General features: G+C 60.5%; 16 protein-coding genes and 1 tRNA gene. 14 read left to right on the forward strand and 3 right to left on the reverse strand.

The features are described from left to right. Positions 1–18: 18 nt before the first annotated feature. Complete coding sequence (locus LNV08_RS01790; protein WP_263531935.1) at positions 19–540, forward strand: phosphoribosyltransferase; 522 nt, start codon at positions 19–21, stop codon at positions 538–540. Positions 541–765: 225 nt separating this feature from the next. On the opposite strand, the gene LNV08_RS01795 is transcribed toward LNV08_RS01790, so the two are convergent. Further along, positions 766–850: transfer RNA gene (locus LNV08_RS01795), tRNA-Leu, on the reverse strand. A gap of 76 nt (positions 851–926) precedes the next feature. Here LNV08_RS01795 and rnr point away from each other — a divergent pair. Further along, complete coding sequence (rnr, locus tag LNV08_RS01800) at positions 927–3,251, forward strand: ribonuclease R (protein WP_263532289.1); 2,325 nt, start codon at positions 927–929, stop codon at positions 3,249–3,251. Here rnr and LNV08_RS01805 read toward each other — a convergent pair. Beyond that, the gene (locus LNV08_RS01805) at positions 3,248–4,807 is read right to left on the reverse strand and encodes an NAD(P)H-hydrate dehydratase (protein ID WP_263531936.1); all 1,560 of its coding nucleotides are present in this window, start codon (positions 4,805–4,807) and stop codon (positions 3,248–3,250) included. The genes rnr and LNV08_RS01805 overlap by 4 nt on opposite strands. Positions 4,808–4,819: 12 nt before the next feature. Next, positions 4,820–6,133 (reverse strand): FAD-dependent oxidoreductase, encoded by a 1,314-nt coding sequence (locus LNV08_RS01810; protein WP_263531937.1) that lies wholly within the window; start codon positions 6,131–6,133, stop codon positions 4,820–4,822. A 474-nt stretch (positions 6,134–6,607) separates the two neighbouring features. Here LNV08_RS01810 and rpsB point away from each other — a divergent pair, with 474 nt between their 5' ends. The 12 genes from rpsB to fabZ all read left to right on the forward strand — a co-directional run bounded on the left by rpsB (position 6,608) and on the right by fabZ (position 18,327). Beyond that, positions 6,608–7,354, forward strand: a complete 747-nt coding sequence (rpsB, locus tag LNV08_RS01815; RefSeq protein ID WP_263531938.1) for a 30S ribosomal protein S2 — start codon at positions 6,608–6,610, stop codon at positions 7,352–7,354. 125 nt (positions 7,355–7,479) lie between these two features. Beyond that, entirely contained in the window at positions 7,480–8,376 is an 897-nt protein-coding gene (tsf, locus tag LNV08_RS01820; protein WP_263531939.1) for a translation elongation factor Ts, read from the forward strand. Positions 8,377–8,517: 141 nt separating this feature from the next. Next, positions 8,518–9,228 carry a UMP kinase gene (pyrH, locus tag LNV08_RS01825; RefSeq protein ID WP_263531940.1) on the forward strand — a complete coding sequence of 237 codons (711 nt, stop codon included), beginning with the start codon at positions 8,518–8,520 and terminating at the stop codon, positions 9,226–9,228. 59 nt (positions 9,229–9,287) lie between these two features. Beyond that, complete coding sequence (gene frr / locus LNV08_RS01830; RefSeq protein WP_263531941.1) at positions 9,288–9,848, forward strand: ribosome recycling factor; 561 nt, start codon at positions 9,288–9,290, stop codon at positions 9,846–9,848. 35 nt (positions 9,849–9,883) lie between these two features. Further along, positions 9,884–10,612 carry a polyprenyl diphosphate synthase gene (uppS, locus tag LNV08_RS01835; protein WP_263531942.1) on the forward strand — a complete coding sequence of 243 codons (729 nt, stop codon included), beginning with the start codon at positions 9,884–9,886 and terminating at the stop codon, positions 10,610–10,612. 5 nt (positions 10,613–10,617) lie between these two features. After that, on the forward strand, positions 10,618–11,469 hold the full coding sequence (locus LNV08_RS01840) for a phosphatidate cytidylyltransferase (RefSeq protein WP_263531943.1): 852 nt from the start codon (positions 10,618–10,620) through the stop codon (positions 11,467–11,469). After that, on the forward strand, positions 11,466–12,665 hold the full coding sequence (locus tag LNV08_RS01845) for a 1-deoxy-D-xylulose-5-phosphate reductoisomerase (protein ID WP_263531944.1): 1,200 nt from the start codon (positions 11,466–11,468) through the stop codon (positions 12,663–12,665). The genes LNV08_RS01840 and LNV08_RS01845 overlap by 4 nt, the downstream gene beginning before the upstream one ends. Beyond that, a complete protein-coding gene (rseP, locus tag LNV08_RS01850; protein ID WP_263531945.1) occupies positions 12,662–14,026 on the forward strand; it encodes an RIP metalloprotease RseP in 1,365 nt (454 codons plus the stop codon). Before LNV08_RS01845 ends, rseP begins: the two co-directional genes overlap by 4 nt. Positions 14,027–14,066: 40 nt before the next feature. Beyond that, the gene (gene bamA / locus LNV08_RS01855; RefSeq protein WP_263531946.1) at positions 14,067–16,343 is read left to right on the forward strand and encodes an outer membrane protein assembly factor BamA; all 2,277 of its coding nucleotides are present in this window, start codon (positions 14,067–14,069) and stop codon (positions 16,341–16,343) included. Then, complete coding sequence (locus tag LNV08_RS01860; RefSeq protein WP_263531947.1) at positions 16,343–16,849, forward strand: OmpH family outer membrane protein; 507 nt, start codon at positions 16,343–16,345, stop codon at positions 16,847–16,849. The genes bamA and LNV08_RS01860 overlap by 1 nt, the downstream gene beginning before the upstream one ends. Before the next feature lie 3 nt (positions 16,850–16,852). Further along, entirely contained in the window at positions 16,853–17,887 is a 1,035-nt protein-coding gene (lpxD, locus tag LNV08_RS01865) for a UDP-3-O-(3-hydroxymyristoyl)glucosamine N-acyltransferase (protein WP_263531948.1), read from the forward strand. Further along, the gene (gene fabZ, locus LNV08_RS01870; RefSeq protein WP_263531949.1) at positions 17,884–18,327 is read left to right on the forward strand and encodes a 3-hydroxyacyl-ACP dehydratase FabZ; all 444 of its coding nucleotides are present in this window, start codon (positions 17,884–17,886) and stop codon (positions 18,325–18,327) included. The genes lpxD and fabZ overlap by 4 nt, the downstream gene beginning before the upstream one ends. The last annotated feature ends 2 nt before the right edge of the window (positions 18,328–18,329 follow it).

Here is an 18,329-nt window from a genome sequence, read left to right on the forward strand (position 1 = left end):
AAACTGGAGTTGCCCCCTATGTTGACCGATGACGGCAAGCATCTGTACGTGTCCTGGGACGAGTACCACATGTTGACGGAGCGCTTGGCGCTGAAGATTCATGCTTCTGGCTGGGAGTTTGATCAGATTCTGTGCCTGGCGCGCGGCGGCATGCGGCCTGGCGACGTCTTGTCGCGTGTGTTCGACAAGCCGCTGGGCATCATGTCAACCAGTTCTTACCGTGCCGAGGCCGGCACCATCCAAGGCCGCTTGGACATGGCCAAGTACATCACCATGCCCAAGGGCGATTTGGCCGGGCGGGTGTTGCTGGTCGATGATCTGGCCGATTCCGGCGTGACCTTGAAAGCCGTGGTGGAGCGGCTGCGCGGCATGCCGTCTATCAGCGAGCTGCGCTCGGCTGTGATTTGGACTAAGGGTGTGTCGAGCTACACGCCGGACTATTTTGTCGAGATGCTAGACACCAGTCCGTGGATTCATCAGCCGTTTGAGGAATACGACGATATGCGGCCGGATGCGCTGGCCAAGAAGTTCGTCGTTTAAGTCAGCGACTCGCCTCACTCAGTTTATGCAAGCAACAAGCCGACCCGGTGCAATCGAGTCGGCTTGTTTTTTGAGCGCGCTGAACATGGTGGGCAGGCAGGGGGCCTTGGTCACCGCAAGCGTCATTGCTTCCTTGAAAAGCATGGCAAACTGCAGACGCAATGAAAAATGGCTGCATGTCATTCAACATGCAGCCATCTTCTTAAACGTATTCTTTATAAATCTTGGTGCCCAGGAGAGGACTCGAACCTCCACGGAGTTACCCGCTAGTACCTGAAACTAGTGCGTCTACCAATTCCGCCACCTGGGCATCTCAGGAAAGCAAGGATTCTATCATCAAAAATATCAAGAGCGCAAGTGTGGCCCCGCAAGACGGTGCCGGGCTGCTGAGTGAAGTTGAGGGCGTGGTGCAAGGGCATCGCGATGGCCATGGTTTCCTAACGCCGGATGTCGGCGTGCAGGATATCTATTTGTCGGTCCAGGAAATGCGGGCCGTCATGCATGGCGACAGGCTGCGTGTGCGGATTGTTCGCACCGACAAACGCGGCCGCCCTGAGGGGCGCGTGTTGGAGATTTTGGAGCGCAAGAAGCGCCCCATCATTGGCCGCTTGCTCTTGGAGTCGGGTATCTGGCTGGTGGCGCCTGAAGACAAGCGCATGGGCCAAGACATCTTGATCCCCAAGGGCGGGCTGGCCAACGCAACGGCGGGGCAGGTGGTTGCGGTGGAGCTGACCGAGCCGCCTTCCCTTTACTCCAAGCCGGTCGGGCGTATCGTCGAAGTCTTGGGTGAGATCGATGACTCTGGCATGGAGATCGAGATCGCGGTGCGCAAGTACGAAGTGCCGCATCGCTTCAGTGCCGAAACTTTGGCGCAGGCGGGCAAGTTGCCGGAAAAATTGCGCGCGGTCGATCTAAAGCATCGGATCGACTTGCGGGATGTGGCGCTGGTGACGATAGATGGCGAAGACGCCCGCGATTTCGACGATGCGGTTTACTGCGAGCCCCATAAGCAGGGTCGCGGTAAGACTGCGTTCAGCGGCTGGCGCTTGCTGGCGGCCATCGCCGACGTCAGCCACTACGTGAAGCCGGGCGACCCTTTGGACGGCGATGCCTATGAGCGCGCAACTTCCGTCTACTTTCCACGCCGGGTCATCCCGATGCTGCCGGAGAAGCTTTCCAACGGCCTGTGCTCCTTGAATCCGAATGAGGATAGGTTGTCCATGGTCTGCGATATGCTGGTTACAGAGGCCGGCGAGGTGCAGGCCTATCAGTTTTACCCGGCAGTGATCCGCTCGCATGCCCGCTTCACTTACAACGAGGTGGCGGCGGTGCTGGGTAATACCCATGGTCCCGAGGCGGCCAAGCGACGCGAGTTGGTGCCGCATCTGCTGCACCTGCATGAGGTCTACCGCGCGCTATTGGCCGAGCGGGGCCGGCGTGGCGCGATCGATTTTGATACGGTCGAAACGCAAATCGTCTGCGATGACAATGGCCGCATCGAGAAGATCATTCCGCGCACCCGTAACGACGCGCACAAGCTGATCGAAGAGGCGATGCTGGCGGCCAATGTCTGTGCGGCGGACTTCATTGCGCACTCCAAGCATGGCTCCTTGTTTCGCGTCCATGAAGGGCCTACGCCGGAGAAGCGCGTTGCTTTGCAAGCCTATCTGCGCGCCTTGGGCTTGGGCCTGTCGATCAGCGACAACCCCAAGCCGAGCGAGTACCAGGCCATTGCTGCGGCGACCAAGGACCGGGTCGATTCGACCCAGATCCACGCGATGCTTTTGCGTTCGATGCAGCAGGCGATGTACACCTCGGCCAATGCGGGTCATTTCGGCCTCTCATACCTGGCCTACACCCACTTCACCAGCCCGATTCGACGTTATCCCGATTTGCTGGTGCACCGTGTCATCAAGGCCATCTTGGCTGACAAGCGTTACCACCTTGATGCAGGCAAGATGGATGTGCCGATGGCGACCAAACGCCCCGGCCGCGCTGCACCCATCGACCCTGCCAAGGCGAGCACCGAGACCGAGCGCTGGGAAGTGGTGGGTGCGCATTGCAGCGCCAACGAGCGGCGCGCCGACGAGGCCTCGCGCGACGTCGAGGCCTGGCTCAAATGCCGCTATATGCGCGAGCATTTGGGCGAGGAGTTTGCCGGCACCGTCAGTGCCGTCACTAGTTTTGGTCTGTTCGTGCAACTCGACGCGCTCTATGTCGAAGGCCTGATTCACATCACCGAATTGGGTGGCGAGTATTTCCGCTTTGATGAGGTGCGCCAAGAGTTGCGCGGAGAGCGCAGTGGCATGCGCTATGCCACCGGCGCGCGGGTGCAGGTGCAGGTTAGCCGGGTTGATTTGGATGCTCGCAAGATCGACTTCCGTTTGGTGACTGACAAGGAAGAGGCCAAGTTGCTCGCGCGGGCTATGCGCGATAAGGCCGGTCAGGTTGTGAGCGAGCGCCAGCCGAGTGACTCGGTCGAGGCCTTGGAGCAGGTGCGCCGCACCGACCGTGAAGTCAAGAGCGGCGCCAAGAACGCACGTCAGAGCAGGCAGGCGCGCAGTGGTGGCTCGGCCGTCGCTCATCCCGTCAAGGCTGCGCGTCAGGAAGCTCGCGGCGCGTCGTCGTCGACCAAGCAGCCCAAACAAGCACGGCAAGCCAAGTCGGCTGCCGGCGGTGCGGCCGAGCCGCGCACGCGCAAGCGTCGCTAGATTGTTGGCGCCGGGCGGTGGAGGGCATGCATGCGCTCCACCAAGTCGGCCGCCCGCATCGGGCCGGCTGTTTGTGCTTCGGCTGCGGCGCCATGCCAATAGCAAGCCAAGCAGGCCAAGTCGAAGGGGTCAGCATCGTTTTGCTGGGCCCACAGGCCGCCTAGCCAGCCTGCCAACACATCGCCGCTGCCGGCGGTAGCGAGCGCGGCATTTCCGCTTGAGTTGATGGCCAGGCGCTTCTGCGGGCCGGCAATGATGCTGCCCGATCCTTTCAAGATGACTTGGCAGCTGAATTCATCGGCCAGTGCTTGCGCTGCGCTGAGTCGGTCGGCTTGCACGGCAGCGGCACTGCTGCCCAATAGGCGAGCGGCCTCTAGTGGATGCGGCGTCAAAATCGTAGCCAGGCCCGAGGCTTGGCGTTTTTTGAGCAAGGCGCGCAAAGAGACTTGCGCCGCCACCGCGTTCAGGCCATCCGCGTCCAGCACCAAGCGCCGTGCTTGCGTGAGCAGGGCGGCTAAGAATGCACCAATCTCCTGGCCGCCACCGCAGCCGCCGACGATCACCTTTTGCAGCCAATCGGCATTTGCCGCATCTGTGGCCGTGATATGGGTTGAATCAAAGCGCATCAACTCGGGCCGCTGGGGGTCGACGTCATCGGCCTGAGTGCCCAGCATGCAGACGTAGACCCGGCCGGCTCCAGCGGCCAAGGCGGCGCGCGCGGCCAAGCGCGCGGCCCCACGCATGCCTGCAGCGCCACCCACCACCAAGACGTCGCCTTGGCTGCCTTTGTGCGCGCCATGTCGGGGTGAATTCTGAACTTGCCAATTCGTCAAGCAATCAGCGCCCAGCAGCAGGGCATCTGCAGGCCGGGGAGTTGCTGGCCTGTCAGCGGAATTGTTCAGATCATCGAGCCAAATCTGCCCGCAAAGCGTGCGGCCCTGAGCGGTAAACATGCCAGGCTTGAGTGCCAGCAAGGCCAGCGTGTGTTGGGCTTGTACGGCCAAACCTCCTTGCACCGAGCCGCTGTCTGATTGCAAGCCGCTGGGCAGGTCTAGCGCCAGCACCGATGCACGCAAAGCATTGAGCGCGTTGAGTGACTTGAAGGCGGCGGCCATTTCTGGGTTCGGTGCGCGGTCTGGGTTCAGGCCGAGGCCGAGCAGGGCATCCAGAGCCATTCGCACTCCGGCAGGTGCTAGCACGCTGTTGTTGATAGGCACCCCGGCTTGCCTAGCGGCAGCCAAGGCGGCTGCCGCGTCGGCCGGTGCTGCTGAGCTGGCGGCGAGCAGGCTGACCTGCACCTTCAAACCATGGCGGTGTAGCAGCCGCGCTGCAACCAGTCCGTCACCGCCGTTATTGCCCGGGCCGCAGACAATCCAGATCGGCCCGCTGCCGGTAGGGGCCAGCGCCAGCGTCAATCGCGCAGCGGCCAAGCCGGCCCGCTCCATCAGGCTGCTGGCCGGACCGGCGGCCGCTAACGCGGCGGCTTCTATGCTGCGGCTGCTGGCGGCGCCGTACAGTGGCCAGCTCTTGGGGGTGGGGAGGAGTTTGATGAGCACGCTGCGAGCTTGTCAGCTGAAGCGGGAGATGTCCAGCCCCACAGTATCCGGTGTCTCGCTGCTTGCTTTGCGCCCTGAAATTTGCTCGACCAAGACCTTGGCGGCGCCACAAGCCAAAGGCCAGCCCAGCAAGGATGGGGAGCCTTGCGCCAGATTCAACCAGACGCCTTCGCGGCCGCTGGCGCCGAGCAAGGGCAGGCCGTCGGCCGCAAGGGCTTGCGAGCCCTGCCAGCGCTGCACCTGTGTGCTGAGCATCGCGCCCGGAAACCAATCGTCCAAAGTCCGGTGCATCTGTGCAAGCCTTGCATCATCGAAACGCTCATCAGCCTGTCCTGGCTGGATGCCTCCAGCCAGCCGGATCCGCTGTCCGATGCGGCTGATGGAGACTTGCTCGCGCAGATCAAGTAGTCCGGCCTTGGGGCCGAGATCGGGGAAGGCCTCGAGTTGGCGCAGTGGTGCGGTGATCGAATAGCCGTGTACGGTAGTCAGCGCTGCTTTGAGCTTCAGTGCGCGCAGCAGGCTTGCCGCGCCTGCGCCTGCGCAAATGACGACGGCATCAAAGCTGTCCTCCATGCGACCTAGGGCTGCTGGCTTGGTATCTCCGCCGTCTGCGCTATCTCCGGCCTCACTCAAACGCGAGGGTTCGGCCAAGCTGTCGGGCGGTGTGTACTCGTGAATCAAGGTGGCCGGCGTGCCGGGCTTCAGCTTGCGCACCGTGGTGTGGAAGCGAAACTGCACACCCAGGCGCTGCGCAGCCAGGCGGATCAGATGGCTGAACTGACGGCAGTTGCCTGCTTCGCCCTGACTCAGATAAACGCCGCCGTGCAGGCGAGTTGCTTGGTTCAGCCCAGGCTCGACGCTCAGGCATTGCTCGGCGGACAGTGCTTGTGTGCTCACACCAGCGTGCTCAAGCAAGGCCAGGCTGGCGAGAATGGCCTGTTGCTCGCGCTCGCTGCGCAAGAGTACCAGCACGCCTTCGGCGCGTTCGTAATCCATTTGCAGCTTGCGCTGTAACTCCTGTAGTCTGGCGTGGCTGTAAAGGCTCAGATGAAGTAGACGTTCGTGTCGCTCGGCCAACTCTTTGCTGCGCCCGGCGCGCCAACGGCGCCAGCCCCAGGCCAAGTTGCCGACGCGTGCAAGGTCGGCCAAGGAAGTGCGTCCCCAAGCGAGGCTCAGGCCAGGGGCGGTCAGGCCGGCGTTGGCAAAACTGCCCTCGGCGGCGACGCTGCCGCGACGCTCAAACACGGTGACTTGGTGGCCGTCTGCTGCGCATTCGTAGGCGGTGGTGACGCCGGCAATGCCGGCGCCGATGATGGCAATGCGCATCTCAATAGTCTCTGCTCAAGGCGTTTCAAACATGCTGGGCCAGCCCTATGCGGCTTTATGTCATCGCATACGCCTGGGTTTAAGGTCGTTTTGCGGTGCTTTACGGCGCTTTTCGACTTTACGCGGCGCTATTCGGCGCTCAGGCGGCTGCCGTCCTAGGGTTTTGGCAAAAGGTGGCCAGTGTAGTGCCCTGCCGGCTATTGCCGAGTCGGCAGCTCGTTCGGCTTGCTGCGCGTGCCGTCTCGAGCCCTTGCTTTGATCGTGTATACTCCTTGGGTTTTGCTGGGCAAGATGAGCTTCACGGCTCAAAAAGCAGGCAAATCACTTGTAAGTCAATCGCAAACCGGCCACACAGAGGTGTTGCTGCTGTATTTGAGCTCTTTGCTTGTCGCTGGTTTAGGCGGCGGTGAATGAGCGTCACGCTGCAGAGCAATTCGGGCCGGATTTAAGACACAACCTTCGGAGTTAAAAAATATGTCCGTAACAATGCGCGAAATGCTGGAAGCCGGCGTTCACTTTGGTCACCAAACTCGTTTTTGGCACCCCAAGATGGCCCCGTACATCTACGGCCACCGCAACAAGATTCACATCATCAACCTCGAGAAGACGCTGCCTGCGTTCGAAGAGGCGATGACCTTCATCCGCAATCTGTCCTCCAAGGGCGGCCGCGTGATGATGATCGGCACCAAGCGTCAAGCGCGTGAAGTGATCGCTCTGGAAGCTCAGCGTTGCGGCATGCCTTATGTCGACCAGCGTTGGTTGGGCGGCATGATGACCAACTTCAAGACCGTCAAGGTTTCCTTGAAGGCACTGAAGGACATGCAAGCTCAAGTTGATGCCGGCACACAGCCAGCCATCAAGAAAGAAGCCTTGATGTTCCAACGCGATCTGGCCAAGCTGGAAAAGAACATTGGCGGCATCTCCGACATGGGCGGCCTGCCTGACGCCATCTTCGTGATCGACGTGGGTTTCCACAAGATCGCCGTGGCTGAAGCCAAGAAGCTGGGCATCCCGGTCATCGGCGTGGTTGACACCAACCACTCGCCAATCGGCATCGACTACGTGATCCCAGGTAACGATGACTCGGCCAAGGCCGTGGCTTTGTATGCCCGCGCCGTGGCTGACGCCGTGTTGGAAGGTCGTGCAAACGCCGGTAACACCGTCGTGCAAGCCGCCGCTCCTGCAGGCGACGAGTTCGTGGAAGTCAGCGAAGGCGCTTAAGCTTCTTTCGCTCAAACAAGGAGGGGGCTGATTCAGTCCCCTTTTTTTCAAAGCATAGCTTTCGGGCTTGCCAGAGTGCCGGTTTAGGCCTCACTCGCAAGCCCCTTGAATACGGAGATATGAAAATGGCTGCAATTACCGCAAGCATGGTGGCAGAACTGCGTGCCCGCACCGATGCCCCAATGATGGAATGCAAAAAGGCGCTGGTCGAAGCCGAGGGCGATTTGGTCCGCGGTGAAGAGATCCTGCGCGTCAAGTTGGGCAACAAGGCCGGCAAGGCTTCTTCGCGCGTGACCGCCGAAGGCGTTGTGTCCGCTGCCGTGGTGGGTTCGACCGGCGCATTGCTGGAAGTGAACTGCGAAACCGACTTCGTGACCAAGAATGATGCATTCCTGGCCTTGGTCAACGCCTGTGCCGTGTTGGCTGCCGAGCATGGCGTCAGCGATGTCGCTGCGCTGGCTGCATTGCCGCTGTCGCAAGAAGGCTTTGGCCCAACGGTTGAAGACGTGCGTCGCGGCCTGATCGGCAAGATCGGCGAGAACATGACCCTGCGCCGCGTCAAGCTGAGCACCGCTGGCAACAAGGTAGCTTCTTACTTGCACGGCACCCGTATCGGCGTGCTGGTCGAGTATGACGGCGACGAAGTGGCCGCCAAGGACGTCGCCATGCACGTGGCTGCGATGAAGCCTGCCGCCTTGTCTTCCGCTGATGTGTCGGCCGAACTGGTCGAGAAAGAGCGCAAGATTGCTGCCGAGAAGGCCGCTGAATCCGGCAAGCCGGCTGACATCGTCGCCAAGATGGTCGAAGGCTCGGTGCAGAAGTTCTTGAAGGAAGTCTCCTTGCTGGACCAAGTGTTCGTCAAGGCGGCCGACGGCAAGCAGACCGTGGCAGCGATGCTGAAGGAGAAAGCCACCACGATCAAGAGCTTCACGCTCTACGTGGTGGGTGAAGGCATCGAGAAGAAGGTCGATGACTTTGCTGCCGAAGTAGCCGCGCAAGTGGCTGCCGCCAAGGGGCAATAAGCTCCGACGCAAGACAAAGGGCGCCATTGGCGCCCTTTACACTTGTGCCTCGGTGCTAGCGGCTCACAAGGTTTGAGCATCAAGGCACAAGCAAGAAAATAGCAGTACCCAGCAACAAACCACCATCAAGAGGTCAAGACCATGCCCGCGTACAAACGCATTTTGCTCAAGCTTTCCGGCGAAGCCCTGATGGGCGATGACGCTTTCGGTATCAATCGCGCCACCATCGTGCGCATGGTGCAAGAAATTCGTGAAGTCACGCAAACCGGCGTTGAGGTCGCGGTTGTGATCGGTGGCGGCAATATTTTCCGCGGTGTGGCGGGCGGTTCGGTCGGGATGGACCGCGCCACGGCCGACTATATGGGCATGCTGGCTACGGTGATGAATTCGCTCGCCCTGGCCGACACCATGCGCCAAGAAGGCATCGTCGCGCGCGTCATGTCGGCGATCGGCATCGAGCAGGTGGTCGAGCCCTATGTGCGTCCCAAGGCTTTGCAGTATCTGGAAGAAGGCAAGGTCGTTGTGTTCGCTGCGGGCACCGGCAACCCCTTCTTCACGACCGACACGGCAGCGGCTTTGCGCGGTGCCGAGATCGGCGCCGAGATCGTCTTGAAGGCGACCAAGGTAGACGGTGTTTACACCGCTGACCCCAAGAAGGATCCGTCGGCGACGCGTTATTCGCGTATTTCCTTCGATGACGCGATCAGCAAGAATTTGCAGGTTCTGGACGCCACCGCTTTTGCCTTGTGTCGTGACCAGAAGCTGCCGATCCGGGTCTTCAGCATCCTCAAGCCGGGTGCCTTGAAGCGGGTGGTGTTGGGTGAAGATGAAGGCACGCTGGTCCACGTTTAATGCGGGGCCTGCGTTAATTACGAAGTGACGGGTGAATCAGGACATCAAGGTCGAGAATCATGAGCATTGCAGACATCAAGCAAAACGCTGAAGCAAAGATGGCAAAGTCCATCGAGGCCCTCAAGGGTGAGTTGCACAAAATCCGTACCGGGCGCGCGCATCCGGGCATTCTTGATCAGGTCAGTGTTGACTATTACGGCTCGCCGGTGCCTATCACCCAGGTTGCCAATGTGACTCTGCTGGATTCGCGCACGATCAGCGTGCAGCCTTGGGAAAAAGGCATGGGCGCCAAGATCGAGAAAGCGATTCGCGAGTCCGATCTGGGTCTGAATCCGGCCTCCCAGGGTGATCTGATCCGTGTGCCGATGCCTGCGCTGAACGAAGAGCGCCGCCGCGACCTGACCAAGATCGTTCGCAATGCCGGCGAAGACGCCAAGATTGCAGTGCGCAATCTGCGCCGCGACGCCAATGAGCAGGCCAAGAAGCTGACCAAAGAAAAGCTGATCAGCGAAGACGACGAGCGTCGCAGCCTTGACGATGCGCAAAAACTCACCGATCGCACGATTGCCGAAATTGATCGCCTGATTGCCGGCAAAGAAGCCGAAATCTTGGCCGTTTGAGCGGTGCCAGCTCAGTGACGAATGATTTGAGCGGCATGAACAACGAGAAAGCGGCGGGGCCGCGCCATATCGCCATCGTGATGGATGGCAATGGCCGGTGGGCCAAGAAGCGCTTTTTACCGCGCTTCTTCGGCCACAAGGCCGGTGTCGACAGCTTGGTCAAGATAGTGCAGTCCTGCATCGACCGGGATGTCGAATACCTGACTGTGTTTGCCTTCTCCAGCGAGAACTGGAAGCGCCCCAGCGACGAGGTCTCTGGCCTGATGGGCTTGGTGTTGGCGGCGGTGTCGCGCTATCTGGCCAAGATGGGTCAGATGGGCGTGCGCATCCGTATCGTCGGTGACCGCGACGCTGTCTCGCCCAAACTGCGCAATGCCTGGAACGAGGCCGAGTCGGCCACCGCGCACAACACCAAGCTGACGATGTCGGTGGCCTTCAATTACGGCGGCCGCTGGGATATCGTGCAGGCCTGCAAGTCTGCTATCACGGCCGGCGTGCCGGCGGCAGAGTTGACCGAGGCGCGCTTGTCGGAGTTTATGGCGATGAGCTATGCGCCCGACCCCGATCTCTTCATCCGTACCGGCGGTGAGGTGCGCATCAGCAACTTCATGCTCTGGCAGGTGGCTTATACCGAGTTTGTGTTTTCCGACTGCCTCTGGCCCGAGTTTGGCGAGAAGCAGTTGGATGCTGCGATCGCGGCCTTCCGTGATCGTGATCGGCGCTTCGGCGGCGTCAAAGAGGCGCCGGCTGTTGCCGCTGTTTAAACCCCATGCTAAAGACTCGAATCATCACCGCGCTCGTCTTGTTGGCGGCGCTGCTGCCGGCCTTGTTCGCGCCGCAGTCTCTGCCTTTCGCCTTGCTCACGCTGTTGATGATCGGTGCGGCCGGCTGGGAATGGGCGCGTCTGAACGGCATCGTAGGTGCGCCCGCCGTCGCCTTTGGCTTGGCGGTGTCCGCGGCCGCTTGGACTACTTATTTGGCGCTGGGTATGCAAGCCGCTCCGGCCTGGGCCTGGTGGTTGGCAAGCTTGGTATGGGTCTTGGGTAGCGCCTATGCTTTGCGCGGCGGGCCTAGTCAATGGCCGCACGCGCCCAAACTGCTGCGCATGGTCTTGGGTGCCTTGGTCTTGGTTGCCGCCTGGGCTGCGATGGTGCAGGCCAAGGCCACAGGCATCAACTTTTTACTGTCCATTTTTTGCCTGGTATGGATGGCCGATATCGCAGCCTACTTTGGCGGCCGCGCCTTTGGCAAACGCAAATTGGCGCCGACCATCAGCCCAGGGAAAAGCTGGGAGGGTGTTTGGTCCGGCATGTTGGGTGTGATGCTGCTGGCTTTCGCGTGGGCTTTTTATATCGATACTCATATCGCGGTGGATTCCCCAAGCCTGTATCAATTGCTGCTCAAGGGTCAGTCCTTGCCTATTGGGCTGTTCGCACTGGTTTGCTTGAGTGCGATGAGCGTGGTCGGTGATTTGTTCGAGTCTTTGTTGAAGCGCGCGGTCGGTGCCAAAGACAGCAGTCAATTGCTGCCCGGCCACGGCGGTGTCTTGGATCGAATCGACGCTTTGCTGCCGGTGTTCCCGGTCGCCCTGGCCATGAGTTCTTTGAGTGTGTTGGCATGAGTAGTAGCACCCGTCTTCAGCGCATCACGGTGCTGGGCTCCACCGGCTCCATCGGCGTCAATACGCTGGATGTGTTGTCTCGCCATCCCGAGCGTTACGAGGTTTTTGCGCTCAGCGCGATGAGCCGTGTCGACGCCTTGCTGGCGCAATGCCTGCAGTGGCGACCCCGCTTTGCGGTGATGCCTGAACGCGCCCTGGCGCAAGAGTTACGGCTCAAACTGCGCGAGCAGGGCAGCAAGACCGAGGTGCTGGACGGGGCTGAGAGCCTGTCTGAAGTCGCCGCGCACCCCGATGTGGACATGGTCATGGGCGCGATCGTCGGGGCAGCCGGGCTGGCTCCATGCTTGGCGGCGGCGCGTGCGGGCAAACGCCTGTTGCTGGCCAACAAGGAAGCCATCGTGGTCGGCGGGGCGCTGTTCATGCAGGCAGTCGAACAGGGTGGGGCGACGCTGCTGCCTATCGACAGCGAGCATTCGGCGATCTTTCAATGCCTGCCCGAGGATCGCAAGACCTGGGCCCCGCGCATCGATCACATTGTGTTGACGGCGTCCGGTGGGCCCTTCCGTCAACGTGATCCGGCGACGCTTGCCGAGGTCACGCCCGAGCAAGCTTGCGCGCACCCGAATTGGGTGATGGGCGCCAAGATATCGGTCGATTCGGCTACGATGATGAACAAGGCCTTGGAGGTGATTGAGGCGCGCTGGCTGTTCGGGCTGGCCCCAGAGCAAATCAAGGTCATCATCCATCCGCAAAGCATCATCCATTCGATGGTGGTGTGCCGCGATAAATCGGTGTTGGCGCAGCTCGGCACACCCGATATGCGGGTGCCGATCGCCTATGGCTTGTCCTTCCCCGAGCGCATCGAGGCGGGGGCCAGCCGGCTGGATCTGCTCAGCGGACCCTCTTTGAGTTTTGAAGAAGCTGACGAGCGGCGGTTTCCGGGCTTGTACCTGTCTTGGCAAGCCCTGCGCGGCCCTGAAGGCGCGACAGCGGTCTTGAACGCGGCCAACGAGGTAGCCGTCGAGGCCTTCTTGAGCCGGCGGCTGCGCTTTGACCAGATTCACCAGATCAACTGCGCCAGCCTTGAGGCCGTGCGGCCCGAAGCGGGTGAATGTGCCGATGTGGCTGGTCTGCTGGGGCTGGACGCGCGTACGCGCCGGCATGCGCAAGGCTTGATTGCGGGCCTGTCTGCATGAGCACCTTGCTGGCTTTTCTGCTGACCTTGGGCGTGCTGGTTGTCGTGCATGAGTACGGTCATTACCGTGTTGCCCGCGCCTGCGGCGTCAAAGTACTGCGCTTCTCGGTCGGCTTTGGCAAGGTGCTTTGGCGCCGCCAAAGTGGCCCCGATGCCACCGAATTCACGCTCTGTGCTTTGCCCTTGGGCGGCTATGTGCGCATGCTGGATGAGCGCGAAGGGCCGGTTGATCCTGCACTGCGCTCGCAAGCGTTCAACAACCGGCCGCTTCGGCAACGCGTGGTGGTGGTGGCGGCCGGGCCTTTGGCTAACTTGTTATTGGCTGTGCTGCTGTTTGCCGGCGCGATGTGGGTGGGTACCAGCGAGCCCAAGGCCTTGTTGGGTACGCCCCCTAGCGATTCGGTGGCGGCCCGCGCTGGCCTGCGGGCGGGCGACTGGGTACGGGCAACTTCCCATGATGGCCAAGAGTGGCGCGATCTAGCGTCGTATACCGAATTGATGACGACCCTGCTAGAGGCTGTGTCTACTGGCGAGACGGTCCATCTGGATGTGTCCGATGCCGGCGGTCATGGGCGGCGCAGCTTGGTTCTCGACACCAGTCGCTTGAATGCCGCCAGCATGGATGCGGCCAGCTTGCGCAAGCTGGGCTTGTCGCCGCTGAGTGAGGCTGTCCTGGGCAAGGTCAGCCCGGGCGGCGCGGCTGCGCAGGCCGGTTTGCTTGAAGGGGATGTGGTCCGCCAAGTGGACGGCTTGCCGGTCAGCGATGCGGCTGCTTTGCGCGAGCTGATTCGGCGCTCGGTGCAAGCCGATGGGCCGGTGAAGTCGCAATGGTTGATCGAACGCGGTGGCCAGCGTCTAGAGATTGAGGTAAGTCCGCGCGCGGTCAGCGATGCTGGGCAAACCATCGGGCGAATCGAGGCAATGGTCGGTGCGGCACCGCAGATGGTCAAGGTTAGCCGTGGCTTTTTTGAGGGGCTGAATCTGGGTGTCCAACGCACCTGGAGCGTGTCCTGGATGACCTTGAAGGTGTTTGGCCGCATGTTGGTTGGCGAGGCCTCGCTGAAGAATTTGAGTGGGCCGTTGACGATTGCCGACTATGCGGGTCAGTCGGCTCGTTCGGGCCTGGCGCAGTACTTGGGATTTTTGGCGCTGGTCAGTGTTAGCCTTGGCGTCTTGAACTTGCTGCCGCTGCCCATGCTCGATGGCGGACACCTGATGTATTATCTTTTCGAGGGTTTAAGCGGCCGCCCGGTCTCGGAGTGGTGGCAAACGCAGCTGCAACGCGCAGGGGCGTTGATCCTGATGCTGATGATGGCCCTAGCCCTTTCTAACGACGTGGTCCGCTTGACGGGCCTGCATTGACTCTATCTGCATGTCCTCATCTCTAAGAACGGGCGCTCGTATGCGCCCCTCCATCCTGACCTTGGCCTTGTTGGCCACACTGCAGTCAGGCGTCGCCTGGGCGGTGGATCCTTTTGTTCTCAAGGACATCCGCGTTGAAGGTTTGAAGCGGACCGATCCCGGGACCGTCTTTGCTTCTCTGCCCTTCCGCATTGGCGACAGCTATAGCGAGGATAAGGGTGCGGCAGCATTGCGTGCACTGTTCGCCACGGGGCTGTTCAAGGACGTGCGAATCAACATCGACGGCGACGCCGTGGTGGTGATGATCGAAGAGCGCCCCATCATCGCCAACGTTAGCTTCGCGGGCCTGAAGGAGTTTGATACCGAGGCGCTGACCAAGTCGCTGAAGGAAGTCGGCATCGGCGAAGGCAAGCCCTTCGACAAGGCCTTGGCGGATCGCGCCGAGCAGGAGTTGAAGCGCCAATACCTGACGCGCAGCTTGTACGGCGCCGAGGTGACGACCACCATCACGCCACTCGAGCGCAATCGCGTCAACGTCAGCTTTACCGTGAATGAGGGTGAGCCGGCCAAGATTGGGGTGGTTCGAATTCAAGGCAGTTCGGTGTTCTCGGAGAGCACCTTGGTGGGCCTGCTGGAGCAAACCAGCAGCGGCTGGTTGACTTGGTACACCAAGACCGACCGCTATTCGCGGGCCAAGCTCAATGCCGATCTGGAGACGCTGCGCTCCTATTACCTGAACCGGGGTTACCTCGAATTTGCGGTGACCTCGACGCAGGTCACGATCTCGCCTGACAAGCAAAGTATCGATATTGCCATCACCGTCAGTGAAGGCCAGCAGTACACGGTGACCGGGGTCAAGCTTGAGGGTGAGTTCCTGGGTCGTGAAGAGGACTTCAAGCGCCTGATCTTCTTCAAGCCCGGCCAACCCTATCAAGGCGAAGCCGTGGCGCAGACGACGCGGGCTTTTCAGGATTTGTACGGCACCTTCGGCTACGCCTTTGCGCGGGTCGATTCGCGACCCGAGATCGACCGGGCGACCGGCCAGGTGGTCGTGACCTTGGCAGCCGAGCCACAGCGCCGCGTCTATGTGCGCAATGTCATCATCGCCGGCAACACGCGAACCCGTGACGAAGTGATTCGGCGTGAGTTCCGTCAGCTCGAATCGGCTTGGTATGACGGCCAAAAGATCAAGGCCTCGCGCGACCGCGTCGAGCGTTTGGGTTACTTCAAAGAGGTCACGATTGATACCTCGGAAGTGCCGGGCGCGCAAGATCAGGTTGATGTGCTGCTGACCGTGGTGGAGCGCCCGACCGGCAATATCCAGGTTGGCGCGGGATACTCCAGCCAGCAAAAGCTGTCCTTCACCGGCTCGATCAAGCAAGACAACGTTTTTGGTTCCGGGCATTACCTGGGCATCGAGGTCGCGACCGCTTCGACCGGGCGTAACTTGGTGCTCAGTACCGTCAATCCTTACTTCACGGTCGACGGCGTGTCGCGTGCCCTGGACGTTTTCTACCGGACTCAAAAGCCATATAACTCGCTGGGTGAGCCTTACGAGCTGGTCACGGTGGGTTCGTCGATTCGCTTCGGTGTGCCGTTCTCCGAGTTGGATACGGTGTTCTTTGGCTTCGGCTATGAGCGCACCAAGATGACGACCAACTCGGGCCTGCCCAATAGCTATCTACTCTATGGGCGCCAGTTCGGACGCGACAGCGTGGCCTTCCCGTTCACGATCGGCTGGCAGCGCGATAACCGCGACAGCATCATCTCGCCCACCGTTGGTAAGTATTCGCGCATCAATTTGGAGTTGAGCCCCATGGGCGATGCGCGTTATGCACGTGCCAATTTGCAGTATCAGCAATACATCCCGGTCACCAACAAGATCACCTTGGGGTTGAACAGCGAATTGGGCTGGGGTCAGGGCTTGGGCAGCCGGCCATTCCCGATTTTCAAGAACTTCTATGCTGGCGGCTTGGGCTCGGTGCGGGTGTTTGAGGCCGGCTCCTTGGGACCGGTTGACGTGACAGGTACGCGTACCGGTGGCAATCGCCGTGCCAACGTCAACGCAGAACTGTATTTGCCCGTTCCAGGTACGGGTAACGATAAAACATTCCGGCTCTACACTTTTGTGGATGCCGGCAATGTGTGGGGCTCGTTCGAACAACTCAGATTTGATGACATCCGTTCATCGGCCGGTATCGGTTTGAGTTGGGTCTCGCCTATGGGTCCATTGCGCTTGAGCTATGGCAAGGCGATGAGCAAGCAACGCACGGATAGAATTGAGCCATTCCAATTCCAGATCGGGAACGCATTCTGATGAAGAGCAAACTGTTGAAGTCGGTGGCCTTGGCCGCCATGATGTCTGTGTCGGCCTTCTGCGTGGCACAGGAAATAAAGATTGGCTATGTCAACAGCGAGCGCGTGCTGCGCGAAGCCAATCTGGCCAAGACGGCTCAACTCAAGCTGGAAGCCGAATTCGGCAAGCGCGAGAAAGAGCTCAAGGATCAGGAAACCAAGCTGCGCGGCGCCGCCGAAAAGCTTGAAAAAGATGCCCCGACCCTGGCCGAAGCGGAGCGCAATCGTCGCCAGCGCGATCTGGTCGAAGTTGACCGTGACCTGCAGCGCAAGCGCCGCGAGTGGCAAGAAGACCTGACTCAGCGCAAGAACGAAGAGCTGGGCGCCGTGGTCGAGCGTGCTAACCGCGTCATCAAGCAGATTTTTGATGCCGAGAAATATGACATCATTTTGCAGGATGCGCTGAACGTCAGCGCCCGTGTCGATATCACCAAGAAAGTGATCGATACGCTGAACGCTCAGAAGTAATCGGTGGCTTCAGCAGTCACGCTGGCCGAAGTGATCGCCGCCTTGGGCGGCGATCTTCATGGTGAGGCCAGTACCCGCATTGAGCGCATCAGTACGCTGCAAGGCGCCAATGCGTCCAGCATCAGTTTCTTGGCCAATCCGCGCTATCTAACGCAGCTGGCGAGTACCTCAGCCGCCTGCGTGATCGTGGCGCCGGCTTTGGCCGAAGCCGCTGCAGCGAGAGGGGCAGCCATCGTCACCCCCGACTCTTATCTGTATTTCGCCCGCCTCACGCAGTGGTGGGCGCGCCGCGTGCGCGTGCGAGCAGTGCCCCGCATCCACCCGAGCGCGGTGATCGCCCCCAGTGCCCGCTTGGGTGAGGGTGTCGACGTTGCTGCCTTGGCGGTCATTGAAGACGACGTGCAAATCGGCGATTGCGCCATCATTGGTGCCCAATGCGTGATCGAGCGCGGCGCGGTGATAGGCGCCGCTACACGCCTGGCAGCGCATGTCACCGTCGGTTTCGATTGCAAGATTGGCGAACGTTGCATCTTGCATGCGGGTGTGGTGATCGGTGCCGATGGTTTTGGCTTTGCACCTAATGCGGGCCGCTGGGAAAAAATCGAGCAACTCGGTGCGGTTCGGATCGGCAATGATGTGGAAATTGGTGCTAACACCTGTATTGATCGGGGTGCGCTCGATGACACCGTCTTGGCTGATGGCGTCAAGCTCGACAATCTGATCCAGATAGCGCACAACGTGCGCATCGGTGAGCACACGGCGATTGCCGGGTGCACAGCGATTGCTGGCAGCACCACGATAGGCGCGCATTGCACCATCGCCGGCGCGGCCAATATCGTCGGCCATCTTGAGATTGGCGACCATGTGCATGTGTCGGCGGCGACCTTGATCAGTCGCAGCATCCAGAAGCCGGGCTTGTACAGCGGGGTGTTCCCGTTCGACGACAATGCCAGTTGGGAAAAGAACGCAGCCACGCTGCGTAATTTGTATTCATTGCGTCAGCGCGTACTCGCGCTAGAGAAGAAGAATTCATCATGATGGACATCCACGAAATCCTCAAGAGATTGCCCCACCGCTACCCGCTGCTGCTGGTTGATCGGGTGCTTGAGATCGAGAAGGGTAAGCGCATTCGGGCGCTCAAGAACGTCAGCATCAATGAGCCTTATTTCGTTGGCCATTTCCCGCATCGTCCGGTGATGCCTGGCGTGTTGATGTTAGAAGCGATGGCGCAGGCCGCGACGCTGTTGGCGTTGGCCAGCACCGACATCGTGCTCGATGATTCCACGGTGGTCTACTTTGCCGGCATTGATAACGCCCGTTTCAAGCGGCCTGTCGAGCCCGGTGATCAGCTCTTTTTGGATGTGACGCTGGATCGTGCCAAAGCGGGTATCTTCAAGTTCTCGGGCCAGGTCTTGGTCGGAGATCAACTGGCCGCCGAGGCGCAGCTGATTTGCACGATGCGCCGGATTGCTGAGTAATT

Source organism: Paucibacter sp. TC2R-5 (assembly GCF_025717605.1).
In the GTDB taxonomy this organism is placed as follows: domain Bacteria; phylum Pseudomonadota; class Gammaproteobacteria; order Burkholderiales; family Burkholderiaceae_C; genus Paucibacter_A; species Paucibacter_A albus.